The organism is Kitasatospora dryopteridis (assembly GCF_050749075.1).
Classification (GTDB): domain Bacteria; phylum Actinomycetota; class Actinomycetes; order Streptomycetales; family Streptomycetaceae; genus Kitasatospora.
The window spans coordinates 4,732,126-4,758,693 of sequence record NZ_CP192749.1 but is presented as its reverse complement, the minus strand read 5'-3'; the positions used below and the strand labels follow the sequence as shown (position 1 = coordinate 4,758,693).

Here is a 26,568-nt window from a genome sequence, read left to right as displayed (position 1 = left end):
CACCCTCGGGTGTTTGCCTCCAGGGGTTGCCCCGGGGGTGAATCCCCTTTGCAGATCTCGCCCCTCCGGGCGCATATTCGAGCGTACGGGCGGGCATCCGTACCGAGTGCCGCACGCCCTGCGGCAGTCGGCCGGCGCCGACGCCCGCGAGCGCCCCTCCCGCCGGGAGGCGGAAATTGTTACGCTCGTGGTTTCGCCCCTTCCGAGCCCCTCAGCCCGGGAGCGGGCGTTGCTTTGTAGTTACGACCGATACCCAGCTGACGATCAACCCTCAGCACAGCCCAGTACCGACGAGGAGCACCTGTGACCCAGACCAGCGAAGACGTGACCTGGCTCACTCAGTCCGGCTACGACCAGCTCAAGGCCGAGCTGGAGCACCTGACCGGCCCCTGGCGCATCGAGATCGCCCAGAAGATCGAGGCGGCGCGCGAGGAGGGTGACCTCAAGGAGAACGCCGGCTACCACGCGGCCAAGGAGGAGCAGGGCAAGTACGAGGCCCGCATCCGCCAGCTCACCCAGCTGCTGGAGCGCGCCAAGGTCGGCGAGGCCCCCGCGGACTCCGGCATCGTCGCCCCGGGCATGGTGGTGACCGTCGCCTTCGACGGCGACGAGGACGACACCATGCGCTTCCTGCTCGGCTCCCGCGAGGTCGCCGGCGACGACCTGGACATCTACTCGCCGCAGTCGCCGCTCGGCCGCGCCATCAACGGCAAGAAGGTCGGCGAGGACGCCACCTACGAGCTGCCGAACGGCAAGCAGGCCAGCGTGACGATCATCGAGGCCAAGCCGCACGCCGGCTGAGTCCACGCGCACCACGAGGGGCGGCCCCGGCGCGATGCCGGGGCCGCCCCTCGTGCCGTACCGGCCGCCGGTCAGCCGGCGGCGGAGCGGTACTTGCGCACCGACAGCCAGGAGAAGACGGCCGTGATCACCAGCGACCAGACGATCGAGACCGGCACCGCGTGCTGCATCGGCCAGGAGTCGTCCACCGGGCCGACCTGGTTGCCGAACAGGTCGCGGCAGGCCTGGACGGTCGCCGAGAACGGGTTCCAGTAGGCGATCGGCTGCAGCCAGCCCGGCATCGAGCTGATCGGCACGAACGCGTTGGAGATGAAGGTCAGCGGGAACAGCCAGATCAGGCCGGCCGAGGTGGCCGCCTCGGGGCTGCGCACCGAGAGGCCGATCAGCGCGCCGATCCACGAGAAGGCGTAGCCCAGCAGGAGCAGCAGTCCGAAGGCCGCCATCGCCTCCCAGAAGCCCTCGTGGATGCGCCAGCCGACCAGCAGGGCGACGAGTGCGAGCACCAGCAGGATGAAGGCGGTCTGCACCAGGTCGGCCATGGTGCGGCCGACCAGGACGGCCGAGCGGGTCATCGGCAGCGAGCGGAACCGGTCGACCAGGCCCTTGGTCATGTCCTCCGCGATGCCGGCCGAGGCGCCCGCCACCGCGAAGGTGACGGTCTGCGCGAAGATGCCGGCCATCAGGAACTGGATGTACGCGTCCTGGCTGGCCTGCGTCCCCGGGATCTGGATCGCGCCGCCCATCACGTACGAGAACAGCAGCACGAACATGACGGGCTGCATCAGGCCGAAGACGACGATCTCGGGGATGCGCAGCATCCGCCGCAGGTTGCGGCGGGCGACCACCCAGGAGTCGTGCAGGATCGCGGCGACGCCGGTGCGCTGGCGGGGGACGGCGTGGCCGATGGCGTGCTCGGTGGCGGTGGTCGCCATCTCAGGACTCCTTTCCGTGGCCGTGGCGGCCCCTGGCCTGCTTCTGCTGCCCGTTCCCGCCGTTCTCCTCGGCCTCGGTGACGTGGCCGGTCAGGGACAGGAACACGTCGTCGAGGGTGGGGCGGCGCAGGCCGATGTCGTCGATCTCGATGGAGCGGGCGTCGAGCTCGCGGATGACGTCGGCGAGGACCTTGGAGCCGCCGCTGACCGGGACGGTGATCCGCCGGGTGTTGCGCTCCACGGCCGGGTCGCCCTTGGCGTAGGGGGTGAGCGCGGAGACGGCCTCGGCGACCTCGTCCGGGCGGTGCACCACCAGTTCGATGCGTTCGCCGCCGATCTGCGCCTTGAGCTCGTCGGCGGTGCCGCGGGCGATCACCCGGCCGTGGTCGACCACCGCGATGTCGTGGGCGAGGCGGTCGGCCTCCTCCAGGTACTGGGTGGTGAGCAGCAGGGTGGTGCCCTGGTCGACGAGGTTCTCGATGACCTCCCACAGGGCGAGGCGGTTGCGAGGGTCGAGGCCGGTGGTCGGCTCGTCCATGAACATCACCGGGGGTCGGACGACCAGGGCGGCGGCGAGGTCGAGGCGGCGGCGCATGCCGCCGGAGTACGTCTTGGCGGTGCGGTCGGCGGCCTCGGCGAGGTTGAACCACTCCAGCAGCTCCAGGGCGCGGGCCTTCGCGTCGCGGGTGCTCATCTGGTAGAGCTCGCCGACCATCTGGAGGTTCTCGCGGCCGGTGAGGTACTCGTCGACGGCGGCGTACTGGCCGGAGAGGCCGATCAGGCTGCGCACCTTGTTGGGGTGCGCGAGCACGTCCAGGCCGGCCACCGTGGCTCGGCCGGAGTCGGGGCGGAGCAGCGTGGTGAGTACCCGCACGGTGGTGGTCTTGCCGGCGCCGTTCGGGCCCAGCAGGCCCAGGACGGTGCCCTCGGGGACGTCGAGGCTGACCCCGTCGAGGGCGCGGACGTCGCCGAAGGTCTTGACCAGGTTCTCGGCTTGGATGGCTGGCGCCATGGCCTGCCTCATCTCCTATATGTCCGGATGTCGTCTGATCGTCACACAGGTGCCCGGCCGGGCGAGTCCCGAATCTCGCGATGTATCGCGAGAGGATGGCAGCTTGCGATATATCGCGTCAAGGGGTGCGGCGGTGCGCCACCCGCACGGCGGAACGGTCCTACTGGGTGACCACGTACCCCGCGGCGCGAAGTTCACCGGCCACCACGGCACAGTGCTCCGGGCCCTTGGTCTCCAGGTGCAGGTCCACCTCGACCTCGGTCAGCCCGAGCCGCGGGTCGACCCGCACGTGGGCGACGTCCAGCACGTTGGCGTCCACCCTGGTGAGCACGCCCAGCAGGTCGGCCAGCGCCCCCGGCTTGTCCGCGAGCCGTACCCGCAGCGACAGGTAGCGGCCGGCCGCCGCCAGGCCGTGCCGCAGCACCCGCATCATCAGCTGCGGGTCGATGTTGCCGCCGGAGAGCACCGCCACCACCGGGCCCTCGAACTCCTCCGGGTGCTCCAGCAGGGCCGCGATCGGGCTCGCCCCCGCCGGCTCCACGACCAGCTTCAGCCGCTCCAGGCCGACCAGCAGCGCCCGCGACAGCGCGTCCTCGGAGACTGTGCGGACGCCGTCGGCGAGCGTGTTCACCACGTCGAACGGGATGTCCCCCGGGCGGCCCACCATGATCCCGTCCGCCATGGTGGCGATCCGCGGCAGCGTCACGGGGTGCCCGGCCGCCAGCGACGGCGGGTAGGCGGCCGCGCCCGCGGCCTGCACCCCGACCACCCGGACGTCCGGCCGCAGCGGCTTCACCGCCGCCGCGATCCCGGCGATCAGCCCGCCGCCGCCGACGCCCACCAGGATCGTCCGCACCTCCGGGCACTGCTCCAGGATCTCCAGACCCACGGTGGCCTGGCCGGTGACCACGTCCCAGTGGTCGAAGGGGTGGATGAACACCGCCCCGGTCGCCTCCGACCAGCGCTGCGCGGCCTGCAGCGCCTCGTCCACGGTGGCGCCGTGCAGCCGCACCTCGGCGCCGTACTCGCGGGTCGCCGCGACCTTGGGCAGCGGCGCGCCGGTCGGCATGAAGACGGTCGACGGCACGCCGAGCAGCGAGGCGGCGAGCGCCACCCCCTGGGCGTGGTTGCCGGCGCTGGCGGCGACCACCCCGCCGGCCTTCTGCACCGGCGTCAGCCCGGCGATCCGCACGTATGCGCCGCGCAGCTTGAACGACCCGGTGCGCTGCAGGTTCTCGCACTTGAGGTGGACGGGCGCGCCCACCAGCGCGGACAGGTACCGGCTGCTCTCCATCGGGGTGACCCGGGCGACCCCGGCCAGCATCTTGTGGGCACCGCGGACGTCGTCGATGGTGATCGGCCAGCTCTGCATGCCGTCAGCGTACGGCCGTCGGACGCTCCGGACGGGCAGCACCGGGCCTGTTCCCGGGCCGGGCCCGCGCGCGTACGCTGCTGGCTCCGAGCACCCCGCACCGCCCTCTGGAACGTGAGCCGCGATGACGACGCCCTCGCCCCCGGCCGCCCCCGGCACCGACCCCCTCCACACCCAACTCCAGTACCAGGTCGCGGTGTTCGCCCGCCGACTGGAGCAGGCCCGGCACGAGGCTACCGGCTCGCTGGACCGCGCCGCCTACCTGCTCCTGGACGAACTGCGCCGGCACGGGCCGGCCAGCGTCAAGACGCTGGCCGCGGCACTCGGCGTCGACTCCTCCACCGTCACCAGGCAGGCCGCGCCGCTCGTCGAGGCGGACCTGGTCGGCAGGGTCCCGTACCCGGCCGACCGGCGTGCCGTACACCTCTCGCTGACCCCGCTCGGCGGCCGGAGGCTCGCCGAAGTCCAGGCAGGGCGCGAGGAGTTGATGCGCCGCCTGACGGCGGACTGGCCCGCCGACGAGCAGCGGGCCTTCCTGGTGCTGCTGGCCCGCTTCAACGACTCGCTGGAGTCGTACTCGGCGGGCCGGCAGCCCTGACGGCCGGCGGGCCCGGAATCAGCCGAGCGCGCGGCGGAGGTCCGCCAGCAGGTCGTCGACCGACTCGATGCCGACCGAGACCCGCACCAGGTCGCCCGGCACCTCCAGCGCCGAACCGGCCACCGAGGCGTGCGTCATCCGGCCCGGGTGCTCGATCAGCGACTCCACGCCGCCCAGCGACTCGCCGAGGGTGAACAGCTCGGTGCGGTTGCACACCTCCACCGCCGCCTCCTCGCCGCCGTTCACCCGGAACGACACCATGCCGCCGAACGCCTTCATCTGCTTGGCGGCGATGTCGTGCCCCGGGTGCGAGGGCAGGCCCGGGTACAGCACCTGGTGCACCTTGGGGTGGCCGGCCAGCAGCTCGGCGACCTTCTCGGCGTTGGCGCTGTGCCGGTCCATCCGGACACCCAGCGTCTTGATGCCGCGCAGCACCAGCCAGGAGTCGAACGGGCCGGCCACCGCACCCATCGCGTTCTGGTGGTAGGCCACCTCCTCGCCGAGACCGGCGTCCGCCAGTACCAGCGCGCCGCCGACCACGTCCGAGTGGCCGCCCATGTACTTGGTGGTCGAGTGCACGACCGCGTCGGCGCCCAGCGCGATCGGCTGCTGCAGGTACGGGCTGGCGAAGGTGTTGTCCACCACCAGCAGCGCACCCGCGCCGTGCGCCACCTCGGCGAGCGCGGCCAGGTCGGTGATGCCCAGCAGCGGGTTGGACGGGGTCTCCACCCACACCGCGCGGGTGTTGGGGCGCAGCTGGGCGCGGACGTCCGCCAGGTCCTGGGTGTTGGCGACGGAGAACTCCACGCCCCACCGGGTCAGGACCTTCGCGAACAGCCGGAACGTGCCGCCGTAGGCGTCGTTCGGGATCACGATGTGGTCGCCCGGCTTGAGGATCGTGCGCAGCAGGGTGTCCTCGGCCGCGAGGCCGGAGGCGAAGGCGAGGCCGCGGGCGCCGCCCTCGAGCGCCGCGAGGCACTCCTCCAGCGCGGTTCTGGTCGGGTTGGCGGAACGGCTGTACTCGTACCCGCCCCGGAGGCCGCCCACCCCGTCCTGCTTGTACGTGGACACCTGGTAGATCGGCGTGACGACGGCCCCGGTCTGGGGGTCTGCTTCCTGACCCGCGTGGATGGCGAGAGTCTCGAAGCCCTGGGGAAGCTGGTGCTCGGTCATGCCTTGAGCCTAGTCCGCAGGAGCCCGGGCGCACGGGGTGAGCGCGTACCCCCGGGCGCCGCGCCCCCTGTCGTGGGAAATCCCTTCGCACGCGACACTCCCGACCGCTACCATCACGCGTCCGCACACATGATCGACACATCGATCGCCCGTCCCGGGGAGAACCGAAACCGTGGGCACGACCCCGCCGCCCGCCGCCGCCAGCACCGCAGGACGCGCCGTCCTCGCCGTCTCGCTGCTCGCCGGCTTCTACCTGCTCGCCGCCGCCATCGTGCTCGGCCTGCTCGGCCTCGACATCGCGCTGTACGCCGGCCTCGGGCACGTCAGCGCCGGCCTGCTGAAGATCTACGCCCTCACCGCCGTGGTCGCCTACCCGGTGCTGCGGGTGGTCTTCCTGACCCGCCGTCCGCGCCAGGACTCCGACGGCGGACTGCTCGTCACCCGCGAGCAGCAGCCCGAGCTGTGGGCCCGGGTCGACCGGATCGCCGAACTCACCGGTGTCCGCGGCCCGGCCGAGATCCGGCTCGTCCCCGACGTCAACGCCGGCGTCCGCGAGGACACCCGGCTGCTCGGCCTGGTCCCCGGCAAGCGCCACCTGGTGATCGGCGCCCCGCTGCTGATCGGCCTCACCGAGGACGAGCTGGACTCCGTCCTCGCCCACGAGTTCGGGCACTACAGCAACCGCGACGTCCGCCTCGCCGGCGTCACCGTGGCCGGCCGCAGCGCGATCGTGCACACCATCGGCACCCTCCACCGGCGGGCCGACCGGCGCCAGGCCGAGCAGGCCGCCGAGATCGCCGCCAAGGACGCCAAGCGCCTCGCCAAGGGCAGGAAGGCCACCGGCGAGGAGGCCGGCGGCGGCGTCCAGCGCGCCCTCGCCCTGGTCTTCACCCAGTACGCCAAGCTCTACTTCCGGGTCTCCGAGGCCGTGAGCCGCCGTCAGGAGTACGCCGCGGACCGCTCCGCCGCCGCGATCGCCGGCCGCGCCGCGACCGCCTCCGCACTGCGTCGGATACCCGCCCTCGACGCCGCCCAGGGCTTCTACCTCGACCGCTACGCCACCCTCGGCTGGGACGCCGGCGTGCTGCCGCCGCCCGGCCAGTTCTACGGCGGCCTCGCCCACCTCCTCGCCGACCCGAAGCGCCGCAGCGAGCTCGAGGCACTCGGCCTGCCCGAGGGCGACGCCGACCCGTACGACTCGCACCCGCCGATCGCGCAGCGGATCGCCGCCGTCGAGGCCCTGCCCGAGGACGGCCGCACCGCCGGCACCGGCGGCTCCGCCCTCGCCCTGCTGCGCGACGCCGAGCGCACCCTCGCCGCCCTGGAGGCCGCAACCCTGGTGCCCGAGGCCGCCGCCAAGCAGCGCCTCGACTGGCCCGACCTGCTCCAGGCCGCCGGGCTGGCCGGCTCCCGCGAGGCCGCGCAGCCCGTCCGGGCGGCGCTCGCCGGCAGCGGCCTGCCCGACACCCTGCCCGCCCTGCTGGACGCCGTCGACGCCGGCCGCGGCTTCGAGATCGCCGGGCGGCTGCCCCGCAGCGAGGAGTCCGCCGCCGCGACCGGCCGCGCCCTCCGCGAGTTCCTCCGGCCCGTGCTGCGCGCCGCGCTGTCCCGGATGGCCGTCCTCACCCTCGCCGAGGCCGGTCTCGCGCACTGGGAGTTCTCCTGGGCCGTCCCCGCCGAGCTGCGGCTGCCCGGCGGCCTGGAGGACGAGCTCCCCGCCGCCCTGGACGCCGCCGTCGGCGACACCCCGGACACCGGGCCGCTGCGCGCCCTGCTCGCCGGGGCCGGTCTCACCGCCGCCGCCCCCGCGGACCCGCTCCGGAAGTAGACCCGCCGGCGGGCGCGGGGAGGGCAGCCCTCCTCGCGCCTGCCGCACCCGTCCTGCCCCGCCCACCACCGAGGACCGCCCCCGCCCATGGCCCGCCTGATCCTGCTGATCCCGGTACTGATCTTCGTCGCCGCCAAGCTGGTCACCTGGTACGCCAACCGGCGCACCGCCGAGCTGAAACGGAAGATCGCCGACGCCCGCAGCGGCGCCGACCACCTCGACCCGACCGCCTTCGGGCTGCCCGCCCGCACCGAGCTCGACGCCTCCCGGAGCACCGCCCCCGACGCGGCGGACGAGGCCGCCGCCCGGGCCGCGGCCGCCGCCGACGGCGGGGACTGGCGCCCGTTCGCCGCCCACCTCGCCGAGGCCGGCGACGACCACGAGCTGCGGCACGTCCGCATCCGCGACCTCGCCGAACACGCCGCCGAGGAGGACGGCTGGCTGCGCGCCTGGCGCACCGAGCAGCCCGACTCCCCGGACGCCGCGATCGTGCACGCCACCGCCCTGGTCGCGCTCGCCTGGAACGTCCGCAGCTCGCTGCGGGCCTCGGAGGTCAGCCGCGAGCAGTTCGCCGCCTTCCACCGGATCCTGGCCGAGGCCGAGGAGGCCTTCGACCGGGCCGCCGAGCTCGCCCCCGAGGACCCGGCCCCGTGGGCCGAGCGGATCCCGGTCGCGATGGGCCTCGGCTGGAGCCACGAGCGGTTCGAGCAGATCTGGCAGGAGGTCGTCCGGCGCTCGCCGCACCTGTTCACCGCACACCTCAACGCCCTGCAGTACTGGTGCGCCAAGTGGCGCGGCTCCCACGAGCTGATGGCGGACTTCGCCGAGCGCGCCGCCGCCGCGGCGCCCCCGGAGAGCCTGCTCGCCGGCCTGCCGCTGCTCTCCGTGCACGAGCTGGAACTCACCCAGGACACCTACGCGGCCTGGCGCACCCCCACGGCCCGGGCGGCGGCGGACCGCCTGCTCGCGGCCCTGGAGACGGTGCCCGCGGACGACCGCCGCGTCCCGAAGATGCGGCACCTCCTGGCGTACGCGCTCACCTTCGACGAGCGGTACGCCGAGGCCGTCGAGCAGTTCCGGCTGGCCGGCCGGTACATCGGCTGCCAGCCGTGGTCCTACAGCGGCGACCCGGTCGCCCGGTTCTGCGAGGTCCGCAACCGTGCCCTGGCCGGCTGGGAGAAGGCCGGCCGCCCGGCGGCGCCCGCCGCCGCCGAGGCCCGCGGCGGCACCGTCGGAGCCGCCTGACAGGATGCGCGGGTGCCCGACACCCGTACACCGGTGCGCCCCGAGTTCCGGGGCGACTTCGAGATCCACCTGACCGTCGCCCCGCAGCAGGGCCGGGCGCTCGCCGCCTGGGCTGCGGGGCGCGGCCTCAAGGTCGTCGACATCGAGCTCGCCCGGGGGGCCGTCCCCCGGCAGCCGATGCTCACCCTGACCGTCTCCGGCACGCTCGCCGAGGCCGAGGCACTCGCCGTACGGACGGGTGCGGAGGCTGGCTCCGCCGGCTTCACCGTGCTCCGCACGAAGATCGAGGCGGCGCCCTGGACGGCGGGCGTCCCCGCCACCGACGGGCAGGCGCAGGCCCTCGGCCCCGCGTACTACTTCGAACACCACGTCAAACTGCTGCTGGACGCACCGCCCGGGCCCGAACTGGCCGCCGCCGCCGAGCGCCACGACGCCCACCTGTCCCGCAACGCCCGCCGCACCCGGCCGGACGGGCAGATCGAACACTTCGTCACCCAGCGCTGCCGCCTGGTCGGCGCCGACACCGCCGGCCGGCGGCTCGACGGCCTGCTCGACGCCCTCGCCGGCCACCGGATCACCTCCGTCGAGCGGGAGTTCGCCGTCCTGGACACCGCCGAGGCCCTGGACGACGGCTGGATCACCGAGACCGCCACCACCCCGGCCACCACGGCCACCCGCGAAAGGCTCCCCCGATGACGGACTCCTGGCAGGACCTCGGTTACGGCCCCTGGAGCGGGCAGCTCCGGCTGCCGCACACCCGCCCCACCGACACCGAACTCGCCGAGCTCGAACTCCCCCGCTCGATCTGGTCGGTGGCCGGCGCGGGGGTCGTCCAGCGGCCGGTCTTCGACCCCTCGCTGCTCGGCTACGTCAAGGCGATGCGGGCCGGCGACCCGGAGTTCGCCGACGCGGCCACCGGCGCCCGCTGGTACGCCGCCCGGCGCGAGGCCCTGGACACCGTGCTCGCCGCCGTCGCCGCCTCCCGGTGGGCGGACCACCTGGTGCTGCGCGGATCGGTGCTGCTCACCGCCTGGTTCGGCGAGGACGCCCGCGAACCCGGCGACCTCGACTTCGTCGTCACCCCGGCCGACTGGGCGCTCGACGACCCGCGCACCGACGCCCTGTTCACCGACCTCGCGGCCGCCGCCGAGCGGCTCTCCGGCGGAGTCCGGCTGCACGCCGACCGGGCCGTCCGCGACGAGATCTGGACGTACGACCGCGTCCCGGGCCGCCGCCTCGTCCTGCCGTGGAGCGCCGACGGCCTGCCCGAGGGCACCGTCCAGCTCGACTTCGTCTTCACCGAGCCGCTGCCCGCCGAGCCCGTCCGCACCGCCTTGCCCCGCCTCGCCGGCCCCGGCGCACCCGCCGAACTGCGCACCGCCGACCGCGGGCTCTCGCTCGCCTGGAAGATCCTCTGGCTGGTCAGCGACGGCTTCGCCCAGGGCAAGGACCTGTACGACGCGGTGCTGCTCGCCGAGTCCGTCCCGCTCCGCTACGAGCTGCTGCGGGACGTCTTCCGCGGTGCCGGCGACACCTGGTGGGACACCAGGGCGGTCGTCGCCGAGGACATCGCCGAGCCGCTGGAGTGCATCGAGTGGGACGAGTTCCGCAAGGAGCACCCGCAGGCCGGCACCGCCGAGGAGTACGCCGCGCGGCTGCTCGCCGCCCTCGCCCCGGCCTTCGGCGGGCGCACCGAGGAGGAGCTGCTCGAGGTCTGGACCCGGACGGAATCCGGCGGCCCCGACGCGCGTTGAACCCCCTGCCACCCGACCCGCCGGACACCTGGAGCATGCCTTGCTGTTCAACCGCCACAAGAGCGCTCTCGTCACCGCCGACCAGGCGCTGCCCGGCCGCACCGCCCCCGCCTTCGCCGTGACCGACCTGCACACCGTGCTCGGCACCCCGCTCACCGGCCCCTACCCGGAGGGCCTGGAGACCGCCGACTTCGGCCTCGGCTGTTTCTGGGGCGCCGAGCGCGCCTTCTGGCAGCTCCCCGGCGTGTGGACGACGCTGGTCGGCTACCAGGGCGGCCACACCGAGAACCCGACGTACGAGGAGGTGTGCAGCGGCCTCACCGGCCACACCGAGGCCGTCCGCGTCGTCTTCGACCCGACCCGGATCTCGTACGAGACCCTGCTGAAGACCTTCTGGGAGGCCCACGACCCCACCCAGGGCTTCCGCCAGGGCAACGACGTGGGCACCCAGTACCGCTCCGCGGTCTACACCCACTCCCCGGCCCAGCAGGCCGCCGCCGAAGCCTCCCGCGACGCCTTCCAGCCCGGTACTGATTACTCAACTTCTTTCCGTGTTTCGTATTTGAGTATTTCAGCGGAACCTTTCGCGTCCGGTTGGTCATCTGTGACCGGTGTGGGGCGCCGCTAGCTCAGTTGGCAGAGCAGCTGACTTTTAATCAGCGGGTCCGGGGTTCGAGCCCCCGGCGGCGTACCGCGTCCCCGTCCGGCCACCCACTGGCCGGACGGGAGCGCCCACTCTCGTCCCGGCTCATGGCAGGCCGGGCGGTTGCCGGATCGACGTTGTTCGTTGGGAGGTTGCGGATCATGGTTCGTCGGGTTCTGCGGGTGGATGTCGTGCACGAGGACGGGAGTGTGTGCGAGCACCGCATCGCCTCCCAAGGAGCGTTCCGGGAGGCCGACTGCACCGGGCGGGCCGGGTGGACGGCCACCTGCTCCTGCGGCTGGCGCGCCTCGGCCGCATCGCGGGCCGGGGCCGAGGAGGAACGCTCCCTCCACGCCCTCGCCCACACCACCGCGGCCGTCCCGGTCCGCACCCTTACCGTCGTCCCGACACCGACGCCAGCGCCCTGCACGGCGGATGCGCCCCTGGCCGGATAGACCGGGCAACCACCACAGGCGAGTTCCGTACCGACCAGCCGACAGCCCGGCACGCCGCCGTCCTGCCGAACGAACACTTCCGAATCGGGAGATCAGATGAGCGTGGAGAGCGAGGCCACCCTCGCCGACCTTGTGGTGTTCGAGCGGGTGTGCCACCTGCTGCACTGCGCAGGCTTCGACATCGCCCACACCCGACCCACCGGCCTGCAGATCGGGCTGCGCCCGCACGGTGTGCTGGTGGGCTGGCTGCCCGACGAGGACGAGGACCCGTACCCGGCAGGTCCCCCCGGCCCCCGATGGTGGGCAGGTGCCGCGGCCGGGTCCGGACGCCTGGCGGTGGACCGTGCGGGAGTCGATGGTCCGGGCCCTGGCCGTCATCCTGCGGCAGGCGGGCTGCCAGGTGGTGCAGGACGGCCCGGATCTGCTGGTCACCGGGGTTGCGGTGCCCGCCGTGTGTGGAAGAGCCGCCGGTGTCCGTGTCGCCGCTGGCGCCTGCCGGCCGGTCCCGGCGGGGCCCGGTCAGGCGCAGGCGGGTGGCGGCGGCGCGCCGGGCGAACTGGGCGGTGGTGGCCGGTACCCGGTAGCGGCGGGCGATGATGTCCGTGCTGGGCAGCAGTCGGGCCATGGACCGTCCCGCTGCGGGTTCCTGGCCGCGGGAGCGCCAGAGTGCCGCGGCGCGGGCGATCAGGTCGTCGGCGATGATCTGGTAGCGCGGCCGCTGTTCGCTTTCATCTGTCGTCGTGCTTCGCTGGCCGTGCCGGTCGGCCGCGCCGGGGATGTGAGGGCGGGTGGTGTCGTGGGCCGGGCCGGTGCTGTGCTGCATGCGTGTGCCTTCGGCGGATCGGGACGTGCGGAGTCCGCTCAGTGCAGCGCCTGCCCCGACCTGGGCACGGGTACGAGGGGACGGCACGGGGCCGTCCAGTCCTCGGGGAACTGGGGCGGGTGCAGGGTCAGCAGGACCGTGTAGGCGTGGTCGGCGGTGCGCTGGCACCAGGCGATGCGCTCGGGAAAGCCCGTGGGGTAGTCGCCGACGTCCTGGGCGATGAGGGCGGTGCAGCCGCCGGGGACCCGGGAGCAGGCGGTCAGTTGTTCCACGATCGCCTGGCACACGGTGTGCGGGGTCGGCCGGTCCGAGGGGCGTAGGGGTGAGCAGTACAGGGCCTGGGTCCAGATCCGCACGGTGTGTTCGCGCAGGCCGTGGCAGGCCTCGTGCACCGGGGTGCCGGCCGACGCAGTGAGAGAGGGTCGGGCTGTTGTTGTGGCGATCATGGCCGCCTCCTGCCGGGCGAACGGAACGGGTTGTCGTGGACGCCGCCGCGTCGGGCGGTGGCCTTTAGTCGGTGAGGTCGGGCGGTGGCCTTTAGTCGGTGAGGTCGGGCGGTGGCCTTTAGTCGGTGAGCGGGAAGCCGGTGTCGATGTCGCCCGCCCACTGCGCCAGGCGATCCAGGACGGCCTGCACTTCTCGGCGCATACACACCCAGGCCACTCGCCCGCTCTTGAGGAAGGCAGAGACGATCGGCAGGACGGCTGCCGCCCCGGTTTGCTTGATGTCCACGAGTTTTCCCGCTCGTTCGGTCGGCAGCCATCGTGAAAGCCCGGGCGGCCAGGGCCAGAGCATCAGCGCCGGCTCTTTCGACCGCCCGGTCACGCCCGGCCGGTTTGCCGTTCCGCCGACTGCATCGATTGGTGGCGACAACGCATCCTCCAGCGACAGATCGGCGCTTGCTCAGGAACCGCCCCACGGGGCAATCGCCACGCTTTGCCGCCTACGACCTCCGAGTAGAGAGTGGAGCTTCACCATCACCGTGCGCCGCCGCTTCAGCAATCGCGTGAGCATGCACTGCTCACTTCGGTGGCGAACGTTCGACAAGTTGGCAGGTGCTGCGTGGAGGCCGCGCGACCGCAGGCGCGGCTGTCCGAGGCATCTCATACTGGGCATAAGGGCCGCTACAAGGGGCCGCCAAGGGGATGTGGCGGCCCCTCCTTGCGCGGCGCGTTGGCCGGAGCTGGGGGCGGGGCACTCCTGGCCGGCGGTGCGGATGGAGTGCAGTGGTCAGTGCTCCGCAGCGTTGAATGCGGCGATGACTTCCGGGAGTTCGGCGAGGCTGTCGATGCGGAACGTGGACCAGTCGGCCGCCGGGTCGTGCTGCTGAATCCACCCCCACGGACCCCGGCGGATCAGTGCCGTGCGCATCCCGGCCGCAAGCGCGGGGAACACGTCGTTGTCGAGACGGTCGCCGACGTGGAGGATTTCCCGCGGCGCGAACGGCGCGGCCTCGGCGACCCGGCGGAAGAATTCGGGGTCAGGCTTGCTCGCACCCCAGTCGTCGGAGGTGCCGATCATGTCGACGTCGCCGGTGAACAATTCCCGCAGGATGCCGCCCGCGCGGACGGTCTGGTTGCCGGCGACGGCAAGCCATAGGCCTTCGGCCCGGAGGCGGAGAAAGGTGCGGCGGACGTCGGGGTAGAGGTCCGCCTCGCCGAACCACTCCGGTCGGCCGGCCTCGGCCCGTTTCTCGCGCTCCTCGTACAGGTCTAACCCGGGCCGGAACACCTGGAACGTCTCCCGGTAATCACGGCCCTCGGCGATGATCGCGCCGAACTGGGCGGCGAACGTCTGCCGCGGTACGCCGAGCCAGTCCGCCCATGTGCCGTACTCCCTGGTCTCGTCCACCAGGCACTCGCCGACGTCGAACACCACTGCCTTGATCGTCATGGGCGGCAGCGTAGTCAGATCAGCACTCAATGTCAGCGGCGCCCCGGAGGCCGAACACCCAAATCGTCCTGCCCTCCGAAGAGGATGGGCAGTTCATTGGAAACCGTCGGCCCTACGATGACCGGCCTCGCGAGGCCAGGGGTAAGCGATATGTCTCAGCTGTCTGCATCTGTGGATATTCCTGTGGGCAATTCGATCGGGCGTTCATTACCCAGTTGGTGCGGGCCCGGCGGCCGAGGACACAGTTGCCGGACCCGCGAGGGGTCATGGTGACATCCGTGACGATGGGCAGACAAGACGGCCTCCACGGAATGGAGGGCTTATGCGCGTCCTCCTGCGATCCTCCACGGGCCGGAGTAGCGTGGTGATCAGCAGTCGTGGTTCCGAGTCTTCGCCCGCGGTCACAGGCCGCGGGCGTTTTGCTGCCCCGGGGCACGGCGATCACCTCCGCACGGATCCGCACGGAGCGGGTCCGGCATCCATTACGACAGGACACCAGCATGGCCAAGGGCACCGTGAAGTGGTTCAACGCCGAGAAGGGCTTCGGTTTCATCGAGCAGGACGGCGGCGGCCCGGACGTATTCGCCCACTTCTCCAACATCGCCGGCCAGGGCTTCCGTGAGCTGCAGGAAGGCCAGAAGGTCGAGTTCGACATCACCCAGGGCCAAAAGGGCCCTCAGGCCGAGCAGATCCGCGTGATCTGACCCAGCCTGCAGAGCCCGTGGTGGACGCCGCCCGTCTGCCGCGGGCTCTCTCGCGCCCCAAGGCGGGTGAGCTGCGTCGAGGTGCGCCCGGACCGGCATGTCCTTATGGTCGGCAACCGGGGGCCGACGCGGGTGCTCCGTCGCCGACATCGGCGTCGGCGCCCGCCAGACCAGCAGGAGTTGGCCAGCATGACGACTTCATCCGAGACGCCCGTTCTCGACACCCTCGCCGCCATGACCATGGACTCGATCGAGCGGTGCGGACTGACCCAGGACACGCTCATCCTCACGCGCATCGCCGCACTCGTCGCCATGGACGCACCCCCGCTCTCCTACCTCGCCCACCTCGAGCCCGGGATGAAGGCCGGCCTGACCGCCGACAAGCTGCAGGACGTCCTGATCGCGATCGCGCCGATCGTGGGCACCGCCCGGGTCATGTCGGCGGCCGGCCACATCGCCGAGGCCCTCGGCATCGCCATCGCGGTGACCGAGAACGAGACTGCGTAACTGGCGCGGCCAGCAGGTCCGGGAGGGGATGGTCGGCAACGGGGTGAACCCGTCGCGACTCGCCCCGCCCCTGCTCCGGCAGCGGCGCCCGGACGGTAGGCTCACTGACCGTGCCCTTCCGCTCACCCCCCGATGGGGCGGACTGGCTGACGCGGGTTGCCCCAGGGGTTGCAACCGGGGCGACCCGCACTCCTGTGCGGCGCTCGGGCGGCACGGCCCTCAAAAGGCGTCTGGCCTGGCAATCTACCGGGCGGTCCCTGCCGGCTCGAGGCGGTGGCTTTCGTCGTGGATCTTCGTGCTCCAGCGTGCCAGGGCCTCTCGGTGCTTGCGGCCGTGGTGGGCGCAGAAGAGCAGCTCGCGGCCGTGGTCGAACTCTGCGAGGACGTATGCCTGTGCGCCGCAACGGTCGCAACGGTCCTGGGAGGACAGCGAGGGGGGCGTAGAAGACATGGCGAGATTCCGTTCTGCGTCTGCCGGCCGGGCCGCCAATACCTTTGTGTCGGGGATGAGGGGCGGCCGGGCTGGGCCGCCGAGGCGGTCTGGCTTGCCGCCGCGACCTGGCGGGTTGGGGTCGTGGTGCAGGCGCCCGGGGCGGGGGCACGTCCGGGATTCGGGCCACGACGGCGCATCCGGTGCCGTCCGGGAGCGGAAGCACCTCGAGTTCGGCGGCAAGCTCCGCCGCCAGGTTCAGCCCGCGGCCGTCAGCGCAGGAGCCGGAGGTCCCGGCCCACCCACTGTCGGCCCGCTGGCGGACGGCCACCGCCACGTGGCCGGGCCGGCGGGCAAGCTCCAGGAAGAGGGGGCCGGCACCGGAGCGGACGGCACTGTCCACGAGCTCCGCAGCCACCCGCCCGGCCACAGCAGCAACGTGCTCGGATACGCCCCAGATCCGGAACTGCCGCCGCAGGACCTCACCGGCGGCCATCGCGGCGCCCTCCACGCCAGGCAGGTGCCAGACGAGGGCGGCGCCGAGAGCCCCGCACATCGGCGGCATCGGCCATGCGAGCCCGTCCGGGACTGGTGACTCCGCCATCTACCTGGGCCTCCTCCCATCCGCGGATGGCCTCACTGTCAAGGAGAACGGAACCCGTGGGCCTGCCGGTTGAGTAGCCGGTGCCTGACCTTCGGCGGAGAGCTCTGCCGTGTTTCCAGGCCCAGGAACATCACTCGAGCCGGGCGCCGGCACATGGGACTCCACCACCGCGCGGGACACGGCGGCCGTTGCGGTTCATCGGTCGATGGGCCGCCGCAAGTCCGACGAAATATGAGTGTTGATCACTCATGCGCATCCGATTTCTCCGATTGATCATGGTGATGCGGATGTGAGTGGATCCCCCTCTGCTCGCGCGTGGGCGGTGCGACCCATGCGGCTCTCCCCGGGCCTGCGTCGCACCGCCCCTTCCGAGCTGTCCGGATCCGGCGAGCTGGGAGCGCCTTGCAGCGGTTCGCTGTGAGAGCGTCGGGTGCGGATGTGTCGTTGCCGACAAGGTGGTTGCGTAGGGGCATGGTCTTGTCGGGGACGGCGGCTGTGGGCAGCGGGTCCATCCTGATGTCACTGGGCCCGCGCCCACAGGCCCCTTGGCCAGAGGAGTCCATCGCTGCGGAACGGCGTGGGCAGACCCGGGTGAGGTCATGCATCAGGTCGTGCCGTGATTTCTCGGGCGCGGGCCGCTCGGCCGAAGGATTGTCCCGGCCTCGCGGAGGAGAGTGTGGACGAAGGTGTGGGAACGCTGGCACAGCAGGGACAGCTCCCAGATCGTCGCCCCGTCCTCGTAGCGTGCGCGGAGACGGCCCGCGAGCCGGTGGCGATCCGCCCCGGTGATGTGGCCTGCGAAGCGGTAGGACCGCCTCGGCTCGGGCATCAGCAGGACTTCGTCCTGGCATACCGGGCAGGGCTGGATGGTCGCAGCCGGGGGCAGGATTACCGCACCCCAGCCCTGACACATCGGGCATCCGTCCGCGGTATCCAGGTTGGGCCGGAACAGGGTGGACGCCGGCGTAGCTGCCTCGAAGTGCTCGCTGTTGTACATGGGCTGATCTTTCTGCGGTCAGTCAGTGCAATAGCAGGCGCGCAGAGGCCGGCTGGGGACAGGCGCCTCGAGGGCGCATGTCGAAAACGTAAGAACGTCCGCCGCCCGGATGGTTCGTCGCGGACATTCGTCAGGGGGTCTGTCCGCGGTCTGCCGTGGGTCAGTAGGGCAGGGGGCGGCCGGACGGAGTCCGAAGGTCGAGCGGCGGCCGTGGGGCCGGCGTCGGGGGCTGCCGAAGGATCACCTGTCGCATCGCTATCACCGCCTGAAGGGGGACCGGGTCCTCCCCACCCTGGGCCGACGCGCCGACTGCTTGAGCGAGTAGGGACTACTTAGATTCAGAGCGTGAATTCGCGGTCACGTGGCTTGCCCGCGGGGTGAGATCACGGAGTGCCGCGGTCCAGGGGTGAGTGGCCGGGTTGCCCCGGCCGGGTTCGTTCAGCAGGCGGTAGCCATCGCCGAGCAGTACCCGGATGCCGGCGCCGCGCAGCGTCTCCACCGATTTGTCGAACTGCGGGTGTCTCAATCTCCGGCCGCCACACCCCCTTGATCTCCTCATCAAGATCCAGCTCGAAGATCATGCATCGCAGTCGCGCGGCCGACCTTGATGGCGCGGGTGAACATCTCCAGTGGAGCCGGAATCGGGTCGCTCACCATCCCCAATCGCGGGCCGTCTTGCGCCTCGGTTCCACGCCGGCTGGGCTCAGGGCGCTGCCTCCCAGTGGATGACACCGCCGGGACGACGCACCGGACGCATGCCGCAGATCGGATCCACTGGGTTGAACCCGCCCGAGGACGACGGCACCCGACCCGGCTGGGTCTGCACGATTCCCTGTGCCGCCGCGTTCCGGAGTGCCTCATCCAGGCTCGTGGCACCGAGTTTACGGCGGATATTGCGCAGCATGCTGCCCACCGCCTGCTCGGTCATACCGAGCCTGTTGCCGGTCTGCGCTGCGTCCAGTCCCTGGGCGGCCAGCCGGTGCGGCAGCTGGCCGAGGTGGAGGGGGTGCTGGAGCGGATCACCTACGCGAACGAGGAGACCGGTTACACCGTCGCCCGGATGGACACCGGTCGCGGCGCGAACGACCTGCTGACGGTGGTGGGTGCGCTGTTGGGCGCCCAGGTGGGGGAGTCGCTGCGGTTGTGTGGCCGGTGGGGCTCGCATCCGCGGTACGGCAAGCAGTTCACGGTGGAGAACTACACCACCGTGCTGCCCGCGACGGTGCAGGGCATCCGCCGCTACCTCGGCTCCGGTCTGATCAAGGGCATTGGGCCGCGGATCGCCGAGCGGATCGTTGAGGTCTTCGGCACCGACACCCTGGAGGTGATCGAGACCGAACCGAAGCGGCTGATCGAGGTCCCCGGCCTGGGCCCCAAGCGCACCCGGAAGATCGCGGACGCGTGGGAGGAGCAGAAGGCCATCAAGGAGGTCATGGTCTTCCTGCAAGGCGTCGGCGTCTCCACCTCGCTGGCGGTGCGGATCTACAAGAAGTACGGCGACGCATCGATCGGCGTGGTGAAGAACCAGCCCTACCGGCTGGCCTCCGACGTGTGGGGCATCGGCTTCCTCACCGCCGACAAGATCGCCCAGGCCGTCGGCATCCCCCACGACTCCCCGGAGCGGGTGAAGGCCGGCCTGCAGTACGCCCTGTCCCAGAGCACCGACCAGGGCCACTGCTACCTGCCCGAGGAGCGCCTGATCGCCGACGGCGTCAAACTCCTCCAGGTCGATGTCGGCCTGGTCATCGACAGTCTGGCCGAATTGGTCGCCGAGGACGGCGTGGTCCGCGAACAGCTCCCCGGCGAGACGGGTGAGCCCATCACCGCCGTGTACCTGGTGCCGTTCCACCGCGCCGAGATCTCGCTGGCCAACCAGCTGCTACGCCTGCTGCACGCCGACGGCGACCGGATGCCCGCCTTCGCCGACACCGCGGGCATCGATTGGGAGGCGGCCATAGGCTGGCTGGCCCGCCGAACGGGTGCGGACCTGGCCCCCGAGCAGCGCCAGGCCGTCCAACTGGCGCTCACCCAGAGGGTGGCGGTGCTGACCGGCGGCCCGGGCTGCGGCAAGTCCTTCACCGTCAAGTCGATCGTCACCATGGCACTGGCCAAGAACGCCAAGGTGGTCCTCGCCGCGCCGACCGGCCGGGCCGCCAAACGCCTCGCGGAGCTGACCGGCGCCGAGGCCTCCACCGTGCACCGGCTGCTGGAGCTCCGCCCGGGCGGGGCTGCGGCGTTCGACCGGGACCGGCCCTTGGATGCGGACCTGGTCGTCGTGGACGAGGCCTCCATGCTCGATCTGATCCTGGCCAACAAGCTCGCCAAGGCCGTCGCCCCCGGCACCCACCTGCTGTTCGTCGGGGACGTGGACCAGCTGCCCTCGGTCGGCGCTGGCGAGGTGCTGCGCGACCTGCTCGCCGACCACAGCCCGATCCCGGCGGTGCGCCTGACCCAGGTGTTCCGGCAGGCGCAGCAGTCCGGCGTGGTCAGCAACGCGCACCGAATCAACCGGGGCCTGCCGCCGGTCACCGACGGCCTGGCGGACTTCTTCCTGTTCGTCGAGGAGGACACCGAACGCGCCGCCGGCCTGACCGTCGACGTCGCCGCCCGCCGCGTCCCGCAGAAGTTTGGTCTCGATCCGCGCCGCGATGTGCAGGTGCTGGCGCCGATGCACCGCGGCCCGGCCGGGGCGGGCAACCTGAACACCCTGCTGCAGGCCGCGATCACTCCCGCGAACGAGGGCGTGCCGGAGCGCAGGTTCGGCGGGCGTACCTTCCGGGTCGGCGACAAGGTCACCCAGATCCGCAACAACTACGAGAAGGGCGCCAACGGCGTCTTCAACGGCACCGTCGGCGTCGTCACCGCCCTCGACACCGTCGAGCAGCAGCTCACCGTCCGCACCGACGAGGACGAGGACATCACCTACGGCTTCGACGAACTGGACGAACTCGCCCACGCCTACGCCGTCACCATCCACCGCTCGCAGGGCAGCGAATACCCGGCGGTGGTGATCCCGGTGACCACCTCGGCCTGGACCATGCTGCAGCGCAACCTGCTCTACACCGCTGTCACCCGCGCGAAGAAGCTCGTCGTCCTGGTCGGCTCCCGCCGCGCCCTGGCCCAGGCCGTGCGGGCGGTCAGCGCGGGGCGCCGGCACACCGCCCTCGACCACCGCCTCACCACCAGCTGACGCAACCACCGGGCACCGCCTCCGGGCTGTCTGCAGGCGCGGTGGGAAGACGGAGCAGGATGCCGCAAGCGTCGTGTCCTCGCGGGTCTCGCTGTTTCGGCTCTGGCTGTCAGTGGGATGTGCCAGACTCAGGGCATGCGCAACGATCTTCCATTGACGGTGATCGGGAACCTGGTCGAGGACCCGGAGCTGCGGTTCACCCCGAACGGGGTGTCGGTGGCCCGGTTCACCGTCGCCTTCACACCGCGCAGCTTCGATCGCGAGACCAACACCTGGCGCGACGGCGAACCCACGTTCCTGGACTGCACCGCCTGGCGTCAGCTCGCCGAAAACCTTGCCGCCTCCCTCACCAAGGGCGCCCGCGTCGTCGTCGCCGGCCGGCTGCGCACCGACCGCTGGGAAACCCCGGAAGGGGAGAAGCGCTCCCGCATGGTGCTGGAGGTCGACGACGCCGGCGCGTCCATGACCTTCGCTACCGTCGCGATCACACGCACCGCCCGCGGCACTGCGCCGCGTGAGGCGGCACCGGACGACGTGTGGGACACCGCCACCCCCACCCGGCCCACGGCACCCCGAGATCTTCATTGCGCGAGGCGCCAGTCTCGTAGGAGAGCCCACCGACGCGGAGGAAGCCGCCCGAATCGAATGGATCCCACTCGATGAGATCCCCGGGCTGATCGCCCGTAATGAACTGCTCGGGTCGGGCACGCTGGTCGCCCTACTTCACATCCTGGCGACACGCCAGCTACGCGCTACATCCGCCCAGTAAGACGCTCAATTCGCCTCCTGTGCCGAACGGATCCAGTCCGATTGGCCAGGAGGCGAGCTTGTTGCAGGTGCTTCCTCGCCTGGTCGAACTCTCCGCGCACCAGGTGGGCCTGGGCCAAGTCACAGCGCAGTCCAGCCGTTGCCCGCGCAAATGCAGGATCTATCCGTTCAAGTGCACCGTACAGTTCCGCCAGGGCATCGTCCTCACCAAGCATGGCCAGAGCATTACCGCGCCAGCGGGCCAGATGGTTGGCGTTCAGGAAGATGCTGAGCATGTCCGGATCCCGCGTTTCATCACCAGTCGGTAGAACCGTCGCCGCGCGGTCGAGAGCGCGTCGGCAGTCTTCTGCCAGACCTGCCTTCGCACACAACTCACCTTCAGCCGCGAAGAGCCACGCGGCAAGCCGCGGTGACACCTTCGTGCCGCCCGTACGCTGTGCGTCGCGTACCAGTTCCACCGCCATCTCGGCACGTCCAGCGTCGGAGAGCACGTACGCCTGTTCCGCCATGGCGTGCGCCAGGTACATCGGCTCTTCTGCCTCGGCCGCGGCCCTTTTCCCGAGTTCGTAGTGGCGCCACGCTCGCTCAACGGCGCCTACATCAAGCGCCTGCCATGCCGCGAGCGTGGCCGCGCCCGCCAGCGCCTTGGCCACGGGTCGCCGAGCATCGGGGAGGACCGCGAAGGTTAGTGCGTCTTCGAGTGAGTCGAGGTGAGCCCTCATCTGATCCACGAGAGACGCAGCCCCCATCTGCCGATCGAAGCTGCGAAGCAATTCCGTCTGCTGCAGGAAGGTGTCCACCATCCCAAGGCTGAGACTCCTTGCGGAGTCGATGCGGCCAAGGAGCTCGTCGTACCCATCGGCGAGCAGTGGCGCACTCCCCCCAGCGGAGCCGAACAGCTCGTCGTCTGTCTTGCCGAGCAGAGCACGCAGGATCGCCGCATAGGTCTCGGAGACTGTTCGCCGGTCGTTCTCCCACTCCGACACGTAGACCTTGAGGCTTGCCGGCGAAGCCACGTCGACGAGGTGCTGTCGCGCGTACTGGCAGATCTCCCTGACCAGACGGTCCTGGGACCAGCCGCGGGCTTTCCGAGCTTGTCGTAGACGCTGAGTCATGTCCCCACCTTGATAGTGGTGTTGCGCTGTCCACACAGCATGCAGCATGTCGGCCCAGGTCACCGGGGGTTAACAAAACTGGGTTAACCCCTGCTGGCTACTGGCTCGTCGGCATACGCCGTTTCATAGAAGCGGGGCTAGAACTGACGGCCCAACACCGAATCACTTGACACTGGTGCGCACCAGTTGCAGACTACTGGTGCGCACCAGTTAAGGGCGGCGCCAGAGGCACCGCCACGCGCAAGACGCTCGCCTGACGGCCGAGCGAGATCAACCCCCAGCGCCCCTATGCCTTCTTTGGGTTGCTCGGACGCAGGGGGCACCGCTTCACAACTCAAGAGAGTGATCCACCACCGCAGTCCTTCCGTGACCACGCCGGTCGGGGTGAGTGGAGACCAGTCGGCAGAGAAGGGGCGCACGCCCTGACACCTCGGTCGCCCTTAAGACGGCGGCCGTACATGGGACACGCAGCCGACTCTGGAAGGCGGCGGCCACCTCGGTGCACGGCCGACTTGCAGAAAGAACGACGTGGCAGACATTTCGCCGGCGACGACCTCCGGGAGCGATCTCCCCGGAGCGAGCCCGGTCCGCGTCCAGCTGAGATCGAACCTCTTGCTTCACCAGTGATCTCGGGCCCCGGCACCCCCGCGCACGGCACGACGGGTGTCGGGGCCCGTGGCTGCTCGTGACCTAGCGAGTGGTCTGGGCCCACGAAAGCGGGCCGCCGCGCTCCGGGCAAGGAGCGCGCGGCGGCCCTCGGGTCCACTCCCCGACGGACGAAGAGGTAGACCCGTGAAGTCGATTGTTGCAGGCCAGCACGCCGCGGACCCGGAGGAGTTCGCGGAGCTGGCGTTGGGCGTGGATGAGGAGCTGTTCGCCGGGGTGCCCGGCGAGTCGGCGATCGAGCGCGCCGCCCGGATGGACGCCGCCGCCGCGGTGCTGGCGGACCTGCGCCGGGAGGCCCCGGAGCTGGCCGCCTACGCCGAGCGCCTGCTGGACACCGCGCCGGTTCCGCTCACGAACCGCCGTGCGGCCGCCCGCCGGGCCGCCGGTCTGGGGGTGGCGGCGTGATCGGCCGGGGGATCGGGCGGTTCCTCGCTGGGGCCGTCGCGCCGGCCGGGATGGTGGTGACGGCGCCGCCGCTCACGGTGCTCACGGCCGCGCTCACCGCGCTCACGGTGTGCTCGTGGCGGCGGGGACGGTGGTCGCGGTGAGGACGTCGATCAGTGCCGAGCAGGTCCGCTCGGCGGAACGCGCGCTGGGCGCGGGGACGTGGACGATCACGTTCGGTGCGGTGCTCTACAGCGTGCTCACGGTGACCCCGCTGATGGCCGGCCACACCCCGCCCGGGTGGCGGTGGACGGCGCCGATCCTGCCGCTGGTGGTCGATGCGGCGGTGGTGATCGTGGTCCGGATGGACAGCACGCTGGCCCGCCTCGGCGGGGACGGCGGACGCTGGCCGACGGTGCTGCGGTGGATGACCGGCCTGATGACGGTGCTGCTCAACGTGGGTCTGTCCGCGTTGGACGGGGACCTGGTCGGGGTGGCGGTGCACGCGGTGGCGCCGCTGCTGCTGATCGTCACCGCGGAGACTTCCCTCGCCTACCGCAAGGCCATCGCCGCCGCCCTGACCGCCCGCGAGATGGCCGAGCGGCAGGAGCGGGCCGAGCGGGACCGCCGGGCGGAGGAGCGCCGCCGGCAGGAGCGGGAGGAGCGTCTCGCACAGTTCGAGGCCACCGAGCGGCGCGAGCGTGAGCGCCGTGAGCACGACGCCCAACTCCTTCGCGAGCAGCGCGAGCACGAGGCCCGCCTGCTGCGCGAGGACCGTGAGGAGGCCGCCCGCAAGGAGGCTGCCGAGCGGGCCGAACGCGAGTGCCGTGAGCGCGAGGTGAGCGAGCGTGAGCACCGCGCCCGTGCTGAGCGCCTCGCCCAGGTGGAGCGTGAGCGGGAGGCCGCCGAGCGAGCCCGCGCGGAGCTGCTGGCCGGTGGCCCGGCAGTCGAGCGGCTGCCGGAGGACCGCGCCCGGGAGATCGCCAGGGCCGCCTATGGGGCGGGGCTGCCGCAGCGCGCGGCGGCGGAGCTGACCGGCTGGTCGGCCGGCTGGATCGCCGCCCGCTACCAGGAAGCCCGCGACAACCGCACCCTCCACGCCGTCCCTGCCCTGATTGCCGACCACGGTAAGGAGCACGTCTCGTGACCACCACGACGTCCGACCAGATCCGCGCGGCCGGCGCGCTGATGTCCCTGCTCACCGCCCTGCCGCACCTGCCCGCCCCGAACGTCCAGCTGGAGCACCTGAAGGTGCCCGGCACCCCCGAGTACGCGTGGGGGATCAACGTCTCCCTGCACCACGGTCTCGACCACTTCGAACAGTGGCGACAGGCCCTCGGCCTCGACCCCGCGGACGTCGACCACCAGCACCACGCCACGACCGCCTGGCTGACCGTCACCGGCACCCACAGCGGCGTCCCGCTCGTGCTCCACGGCTACTACCGGCACAACCCCGACCAGACGGGCGACGAGCGGTGAGCCGCCCCCGGTTCTGGGACCCGCATGGGGAGCGGTTCGGCCTGCCGACCTACCCGTGGCGGATGGCCCCGGACGGCTACTTGACCCGCCGCCAGCTCCGCAGGCGGGGGCTGCGGCCGGGCGGTCAGCCGGTCGCCGCACAGATCCTCTGGCGCTCGCGCCGCACCAACGGTATGCGCGCCGCCCACCTGTACCGCACCTGCCTGGCTAAGCCGGTCCGGCCGATGACCCCCGCGAGGGCCGCTGCCCTCGCGGCGGCGAACCGGGCCCGCCGCACCTGCCCCGTCTGCGGGCGGGACGCCGGTTACGTGCTGCCCACCCACCTCGGCACCTGTCTTGCCTGCGCCGACGATCTCCCGGCCGTGGCGTGATCCATGCCCTGGTTCCCGGGCCTCTCGGCTGGCCGTCGGTGCACTCCGTGCGGGGGTGTTCCGACGGCCGGCGAAGGCGCCCGGCGCCGAGAACCACCCACGCATTTTCCCCGCTCAAGGACCCGGGAGGGCCACTGCCATGACCGATCGCGATTCGGTCTACAACGACGACGCGTACGACATCACCTCGGTGCCGGCCTGGAAGACGGCCCCGGCACCGCCGCTGCACGGCAAGTTCTCCCCGAACGCGAAGCTGTCCCCCCAGGCGATGGCCGGGATCGGCGCCGGTGCGGTGGTCCTGGCCGCCGTCGGCATGGTCGCCTGGTCGAACTACGCCGCCTCGGAGGCCGACGCCGAGGTCCGCAAGGCACAGATCGCCCTGGACGCCTCCAAGTTGGACCTTCAGCGGCAGCAGCAGGCCGCCGAGCTGGCGAAGGTCGGCGAGCAGGAGACCCCAGCGCAGAAGGCCCGCCGGGAGGCCGTCCAGGCGTGCGTGAACAAGGCCGGCGGCGGCTTCGGCGCTATCGCTGACTGCGGGAAGGCGTACCCGGCCGTGGACGCCTCCGGCATGGTCAACACCTCCCAGTCGGTGGCCACCGACAAGGACGGCGACGGCCCCGGCAACGGTGTCGGCCTGCTGGTCCTCGGCTCCGTCGGGGCCATCGTCGGCGTCGGCTGGGCGAAGAAGAAGTTCGCCCGCCTGTAACCACCCGTGACCTCCCACCCACCCCCCACCCACCCCGGAAAAGGGGCCCCACGCCTCCCCCCGGCCGGTTAGAGGACCGGTCCGGTCTCTTTCCGGCTGGGTGGGGGGTGGGTGGGAAG

28 protein-coding genes and 1 tRNA gene are annotated in these 26,568 nt (G+C 71.8%); 18 read left to right on the top strand and 11 right to left on the bottom strand.

Annotated features, from left to right (window positions below; genetic code table 11):
* Nucleotides 1-303 precede the first annotated feature (303 nt).
* The gene (gene greA / locus ACQ614_RS21695) at nt 304-801 is read left to right on the top strand and encodes a transcription elongation factor GreA (protein ID WP_363496442.1); all 498 of its coding nucleotides are present in this window, start codon (nt 304-306) and stop codon (nt 799-801) included.
* A gap of 71 nt (nt 802-872) precedes the next feature.
* On the opposite strand, the gene ACQ614_RS21690 is transcribed toward greA, so the two are convergent.
* The 3 genes from ACQ614_RS21690 to ilvA form a co-directional block, all read right to left on the bottom strand.
* Nucleotides 873-1,733 carry an ABC transporter permease gene (locus tag ACQ614_RS21690; protein WP_431680178.1) on the bottom strand — a complete coding sequence of 287 codons (861 nt, stop codon included), beginning with the start codon at nt 1,731-1,733 and terminating at the stop codon, nt 873-875.
* A gap of 1 nt (nt 1,734) precedes the next feature.
* On the bottom strand, nt 1,735-2,745 hold the full coding sequence (locus tag ACQ614_RS21685) for an ATP-binding cassette domain-containing protein (protein ID WP_431680176.1): 1,011 nt from the start codon (nt 2,743-2,745) through the stop codon (nt 1,735-1,737).
* A 160-nt stretch (nt 2,746-2,905) separates the two neighbouring features.
* The gene (gene ilvA / locus ACQ614_RS21680; protein WP_431680175.1) at nt 2,906-4,117 is read right to left on the bottom strand and encodes a threonine ammonia-lyase; all 1,212 of its coding nucleotides are present in this window, start codon (nt 4,115-4,117) and stop codon (nt 2,906-2,908) included.
* 124 nt (nt 4,118-4,241) lie between these two features.
* On the opposite strand from ilvA, the gene ACQ614_RS21675 reads away from it, so the two are divergent.
* Nucleotides 4,242-4,715, top strand: coding sequence for a MarR family winged helix-turn-helix transcriptional regulator (locus ACQ614_RS21675; RefSeq protein WP_431680173.1), 474 nt, complete (start codon nt 4,242-4,244; stop codon nt 4,713-4,715).
* 18 nt (nt 4,716-4,733) lie between these two features.
* Here the strand turns inward: ACQ614_RS21675 and ACQ614_RS21670 are convergent, their stop codons facing one another.
* The gene (locus ACQ614_RS21670) at nt 4,734-5,888 is read right to left on the bottom strand and encodes a cystathionine gamma-synthase (RefSeq protein WP_431680171.1); all 1,155 of its coding nucleotides are present in this window, start codon (nt 5,886-5,888) and stop codon (nt 4,734-4,736) included.
* A 172-nt stretch (nt 5,889-6,060) separates the two neighbouring features.
* Here ACQ614_RS21670 and ACQ614_RS21665 point away from each other — a divergent pair, with 172 nt between their 5' ends.
* The 7 genes from ACQ614_RS21665 to ACQ614_RS21635 all read left to right on the top strand — a co-directional run bounded on the left by ACQ614_RS21665 (nt 6,061) and on the right by ACQ614_RS21635 (nt 11,813).
* Entirely contained in the window at nt 6,061-7,716 is a 1,656-nt protein-coding gene (locus tag ACQ614_RS21665; protein WP_431680170.1) for a M48 family metalloprotease, read from the top strand.
* Between the two features lie 87 nt (nt 7,717-7,803).
* Nucleotides 7,804-8,961, top strand: a complete 1,158-nt coding sequence (locus ACQ614_RS21660) for a hypothetical protein (RefSeq protein WP_431680168.1) — start codon at nt 7,804-7,806, stop codon at nt 8,959-8,961.
* Nucleotides 8,962-8,973: 12 nt separating this feature from the next.
* Entirely contained in the window at nt 8,974-9,657 is a 684-nt protein-coding gene (locus ACQ614_RS21655; protein ID WP_431680166.1) for a hypothetical protein, read from the top strand.
* The gene (locus ACQ614_RS21650) at nt 9,654-10,715 is read left to right on the top strand and encodes a nucleotidyl transferase AbiEii/AbiGii toxin family protein (RefSeq protein ID WP_431680164.1); all 1,062 of its coding nucleotides are present in this window, start codon (nt 9,654-9,656) and stop codon (nt 10,713-10,715) included. The genes ACQ614_RS21655 and ACQ614_RS21650 overlap by 4 nt, the downstream gene beginning before the upstream one ends.
* A 40-nt stretch (nt 10,716-10,755) precedes the next feature.
* Nucleotides 10,756-11,343, top strand: a complete 588-nt coding sequence (msrA, locus tag ACQ614_RS21645; RefSeq protein ID WP_431680162.1) for a peptide-methionine (S)-S-oxide reductase MsrA — start codon at nt 10,756-10,758, stop codon at nt 11,341-11,343.
* A tRNA-Lys gene (locus ACQ614_RS21640) sits at nt 11,334-11,406 on the top strand. Before msrA ends, ACQ614_RS21640 begins: the two co-directional genes overlap by 10 nt.
* A gap of 113 nt (nt 11,407-11,519) precedes the next feature.
* Complete coding sequence (locus tag ACQ614_RS21635) at nt 11,520-11,813, top strand: hypothetical protein (protein WP_431680161.1); 294 nt, start codon at nt 11,520-11,522, stop codon at nt 11,811-11,813.
* Nucleotides 11,814-12,674: 861 nt separating this feature from the next.
* Here ACQ614_RS21635 and ACQ614_RS21630 read toward each other — a convergent pair.
* The 3 genes from ACQ614_RS21630 to ACQ614_RS21620 all read right to left on the bottom strand — a co-directional run bounded on the left by ACQ614_RS21630 (nt 12,675) and on the right by ACQ614_RS21620 (nt 14,529).
* Complete coding sequence (locus ACQ614_RS21630; RefSeq protein WP_431680159.1) at nt 12,675-13,082, bottom strand: hypothetical protein; 408 nt, start codon at nt 13,080-13,082, stop codon at nt 12,675-12,677.
* Between the two features lie 118 nt (nt 13,083-13,200).
* The gene (locus tag ACQ614_RS21625; RefSeq protein WP_431680158.1) at nt 13,201-13,368 is read right to left on the bottom strand and encodes a hypothetical protein; all 168 of its coding nucleotides are present in this window, start codon (nt 13,366-13,368) and stop codon (nt 13,201-13,203) included.
* Nucleotides 13,369-13,866: 498 nt separating this feature from the next.
* On the bottom strand, nt 13,867-14,529 hold the full coding sequence (locus ACQ614_RS21620) for an HAD family hydrolase (protein WP_431683986.1): 663 nt from the start codon (nt 14,527-14,529) through the stop codon (nt 13,867-13,869).
* Nucleotides 14,530-15,029: 500 nt separating this feature from the next.
* Here ACQ614_RS21620 and ACQ614_RS21615 point away from each other — a divergent pair, with 500 nt between their 5' ends.
* Both ACQ614_RS21615 and ACQ614_RS21610 read left to right on the top strand, forming a co-directional pair.
* Entirely contained in the window at nt 15,030-15,233 is a 204-nt protein-coding gene (locus tag ACQ614_RS21615) for a cold-shock protein (RefSeq protein ID WP_431680156.1), read from the top strand.
* Between the two features lie 189 nt (nt 15,234-15,422).
* Nucleotides 15,423-15,740 carry a carboxymuconolactone decarboxylase family protein gene (locus ACQ614_RS21610; protein ID WP_431680154.1) on the top strand — a complete coding sequence of 106 codons (318 nt, stop codon included), beginning with the start codon at nt 15,423-15,425 and terminating at the stop codon, nt 15,738-15,740.
* Between the two features lie 243 nt (nt 15,741-15,983).
* Here ACQ614_RS21610 and ACQ614_RS21605 read toward each other — a convergent pair whose 3' ends face one another.
* From ACQ614_RS21605 to ACQ614_RS21595, 3 genes are all read right to left on the bottom strand, one after another.
* Nucleotides 15,984-16,190, bottom strand: a complete 207-nt coding sequence (locus ACQ614_RS21605) for a DUF7455 domain-containing protein (RefSeq protein ID WP_431680152.1) — start codon at nt 16,188-16,190, stop codon at nt 15,984-15,986.
* Between the two features lie 1,187 nt (nt 16,191-17,377).
* The gene (locus tag ACQ614_RS21600; RefSeq protein WP_431680151.1) at nt 17,378-17,770 is read right to left on the bottom strand and encodes a helix-turn-helix domain-containing protein; all 393 of its coding nucleotides are present in this window, start codon (nt 17,768-17,770) and stop codon (nt 17,378-17,380) included.
* 703 nt (nt 17,771-18,473) lie between these two features.
* Nucleotides 18,474-18,698, bottom strand: a complete 225-nt coding sequence (locus tag ACQ614_RS21595) for a hypothetical protein (protein WP_431680149.1) — start codon at nt 18,696-18,698, stop codon at nt 18,474-18,476.
* A gap of 51 nt (nt 18,699-18,749) precedes the next feature.
* On the opposite strand from ACQ614_RS21595, the gene recD2 reads away from it, so the two are divergent.
* Both recD2 and ssb read left to right on the top strand, forming a co-directional pair.
* Nucleotides 18,750-20,960, top strand: coding sequence for an SF1B family DNA helicase RecD2 (recD2, locus tag ACQ614_RS21590; RefSeq protein ID WP_431680147.1), 2,211 nt, complete (start codon nt 18,750-18,752; stop codon nt 20,958-20,960).
* 135 nt (nt 20,961-21,095) lie between these two features.
* The gene (gene ssb / locus ACQ614_RS21585; protein ID WP_431680145.1) at nt 21,096-21,623 is read left to right on the top strand and encodes a single-stranded DNA-binding protein; all 528 of its coding nucleotides are present in this window, start codon (nt 21,096-21,098) and stop codon (nt 21,621-21,623) included.
* Nucleotides 21,624-21,712: 89 nt separating this feature from the next.
* Here the strand turns inward: ssb and ACQ614_RS21580 are convergent, their stop codons facing one another.
* Complete coding sequence (locus ACQ614_RS21580) at nt 21,713-22,843, bottom strand: XRE family transcriptional regulator (protein WP_431680144.1); 1,131 nt, start codon at nt 22,841-22,843, stop codon at nt 21,713-21,715.
* Between the two features lie 792 nt (nt 22,844-23,635).
* Here ACQ614_RS21580 and ACQ614_RS21575 point away from each other — a divergent pair.
* The 5 genes from ACQ614_RS21575 to ACQ614_RS21555 all read left to right on the top strand — a co-directional run bounded on the left by ACQ614_RS21575 (nt 23,636) and on the right by ACQ614_RS21555 (nt 26,449).
* Nucleotides 23,636-23,914 carry a hypothetical protein gene (locus ACQ614_RS21575; protein ID WP_431680142.1) on the top strand — a complete coding sequence of 93 codons (279 nt, stop codon included), beginning with the start codon at nt 23,636-23,638 and terminating at the stop codon, nt 23,912-23,914.
* A gap of 151 nt (nt 23,915-24,065) precedes the next feature.
* Nucleotides 24,066-25,040: a DUF2637 domain-containing protein gene (locus tag ACQ614_RS21570; RefSeq protein ID WP_431683985.1), complete on the top strand. Its 975-nt coding sequence runs from the start codon at nt 24,066-24,068 to the stop codon at nt 25,038-25,040.
* Complete coding sequence (locus ACQ614_RS21565) at nt 25,037-25,372, top strand: hypothetical protein (RefSeq protein WP_431680140.1); 336 nt, start codon at nt 25,037-25,039, stop codon at nt 25,370-25,372. Before ACQ614_RS21570 ends, ACQ614_RS21565 begins: the two co-directional genes overlap by 4 nt.
* Nucleotides 25,369-25,743 carry an RRQRL motif-containing zinc-binding protein gene (locus ACQ614_RS21560; protein ID WP_431680139.1) on the top strand — a complete coding sequence of 125 codons (375 nt, stop codon included), beginning with the start codon at nt 25,369-25,371 and terminating at the stop codon, nt 25,741-25,743. The genes ACQ614_RS21565 and ACQ614_RS21560 overlap by 4 nt, the downstream gene beginning before the upstream one ends.
* Nucleotides 25,744-25,882: 139 nt before the next feature.
* A complete protein-coding gene (locus ACQ614_RS21555; protein ID WP_431680138.1) occupies nt 25,883-26,449 on the top strand; it encodes a hypothetical protein in 567 nt (188 codons plus the stop codon).
* Nucleotides 26,450-26,568 lie beyond the last annotated feature (119 nt).

Bases quoted from the DNA above. Each gene is read 5' to 3' on its own strand.
- ACQ614_RS21690 (WP_431680178.1), bottom strand. From the start codon at position 1,733: ATGGCGACCACCGCCACCGAGCACGCCATCGGCCACGCCGTCCCCCGC.
- ACQ614_RS21685 (WP_431680176.1), bottom strand. From the start codon at position 2,745: ATGGCGCCAGCCATCCAAGCCGAGAACCTGGTCAAGACCTTCGGCGAC.
- ilvA (WP_431680175.1), bottom strand. From the start codon at position 4,117: ATGCAGAGCTGGCCGATCACCATCGACGACGTCCGCGGTGCCCACAAG.
- ACQ614_RS21675 (WP_431680173.1), top strand. From the start codon at position 4,242: ATGACGACGCCCTCGCCCCCGGCCGCCCCCGGCACCGACCCCCTCCAC.
- ACQ614_RS21670 (WP_431680171.1), bottom strand. From the start codon at position 5,888: ATGACCGAGCACCAGCTTCCCCAGGGCTTCGAGACTCTCGCCATCCAC.
- ACQ614_RS21660 (WP_431680168.1), top strand. From the start codon at position 7,804: ATGGCCCGCCTGATCCTGCTGATCCCGGTACTGATCTTCGTCGCCGCC.
- ACQ614_RS21650 (WP_431680164.1), top strand. From the start codon at position 9,654: ATGACGGACTCCTGGCAGGACCTCGGTTACGGCCCCTGGAGCGGGCAG.
- ACQ614_RS21635 (WP_431680161.1), top strand. From the start codon at position 11,520: ATGGTTCGTCGGGTTCTGCGGGTGGATGTCGTGCACGAGGACGGGAGT.
- ACQ614_RS21630 (WP_431680159.1), bottom strand. From the start codon at position 13,082: ATGATCGCCACAACAACAGCCCGACCCTCTCTCACTGCGTCGGCCGGC.
- ACQ614_RS21620 (WP_431683986.1), bottom strand. From the start codon at position 14,529: ATGACGATCAAGGCAGTGGTGTTCGACGTCGGCGAGTGCCTGGTGGAC.
- ACQ614_RS21615 (WP_431680156.1), top strand. From the start codon at position 15,030: ATGGCCAAGGGCACCGTGAAGTGGTTCAACGCCGAGAAGGGCTTCGGT.
- ACQ614_RS21610 (WP_431680154.1), top strand. From the start codon at position 15,423: ATGACGACTTCATCCGAGACGCCCGTTCTCGACACCCTCGCCGCCATG.
- ACQ614_RS21605 (WP_431680152.1), bottom strand. From the start codon at position 16,190: ATGTCTTCTACGCCCCCCTCGCTGTCCTCCCAGGACCGTTGCGACCGT.
- ACQ614_RS21600 (WP_431680151.1), bottom strand. From the start codon at position 17,770: ATGTACAACAGCGAGCACTTCGAGGCAGCTACGCCGGCGTCCACCCTG.
- ACQ614_RS21595 (WP_431680149.1), bottom strand. From the start codon at position 18,698: ATGACCGAGCAGGCGGTGGGCAGCATGCTGCGCAATATCCGCCGTAAA.
- ssb (WP_431680145.1), top strand. From the start codon at position 21,096: ATGCGCAACGATCTTCCATTGACGGTGATCGGGAACCTGGTCGAGGAC.
- ACQ614_RS21580 (WP_431680144.1), bottom strand. From the start codon at position 22,843: ATGACTCAGCGTCTACGACAAGCTCGGAAAGCCCGCGGCTGGTCCCAG.
- ACQ614_RS21555 (WP_431680138.1), top strand. From the start codon at position 25,883: ATGACCGATCGCGATTCGGTCTACAACGACGACGCGTACGACATCACC.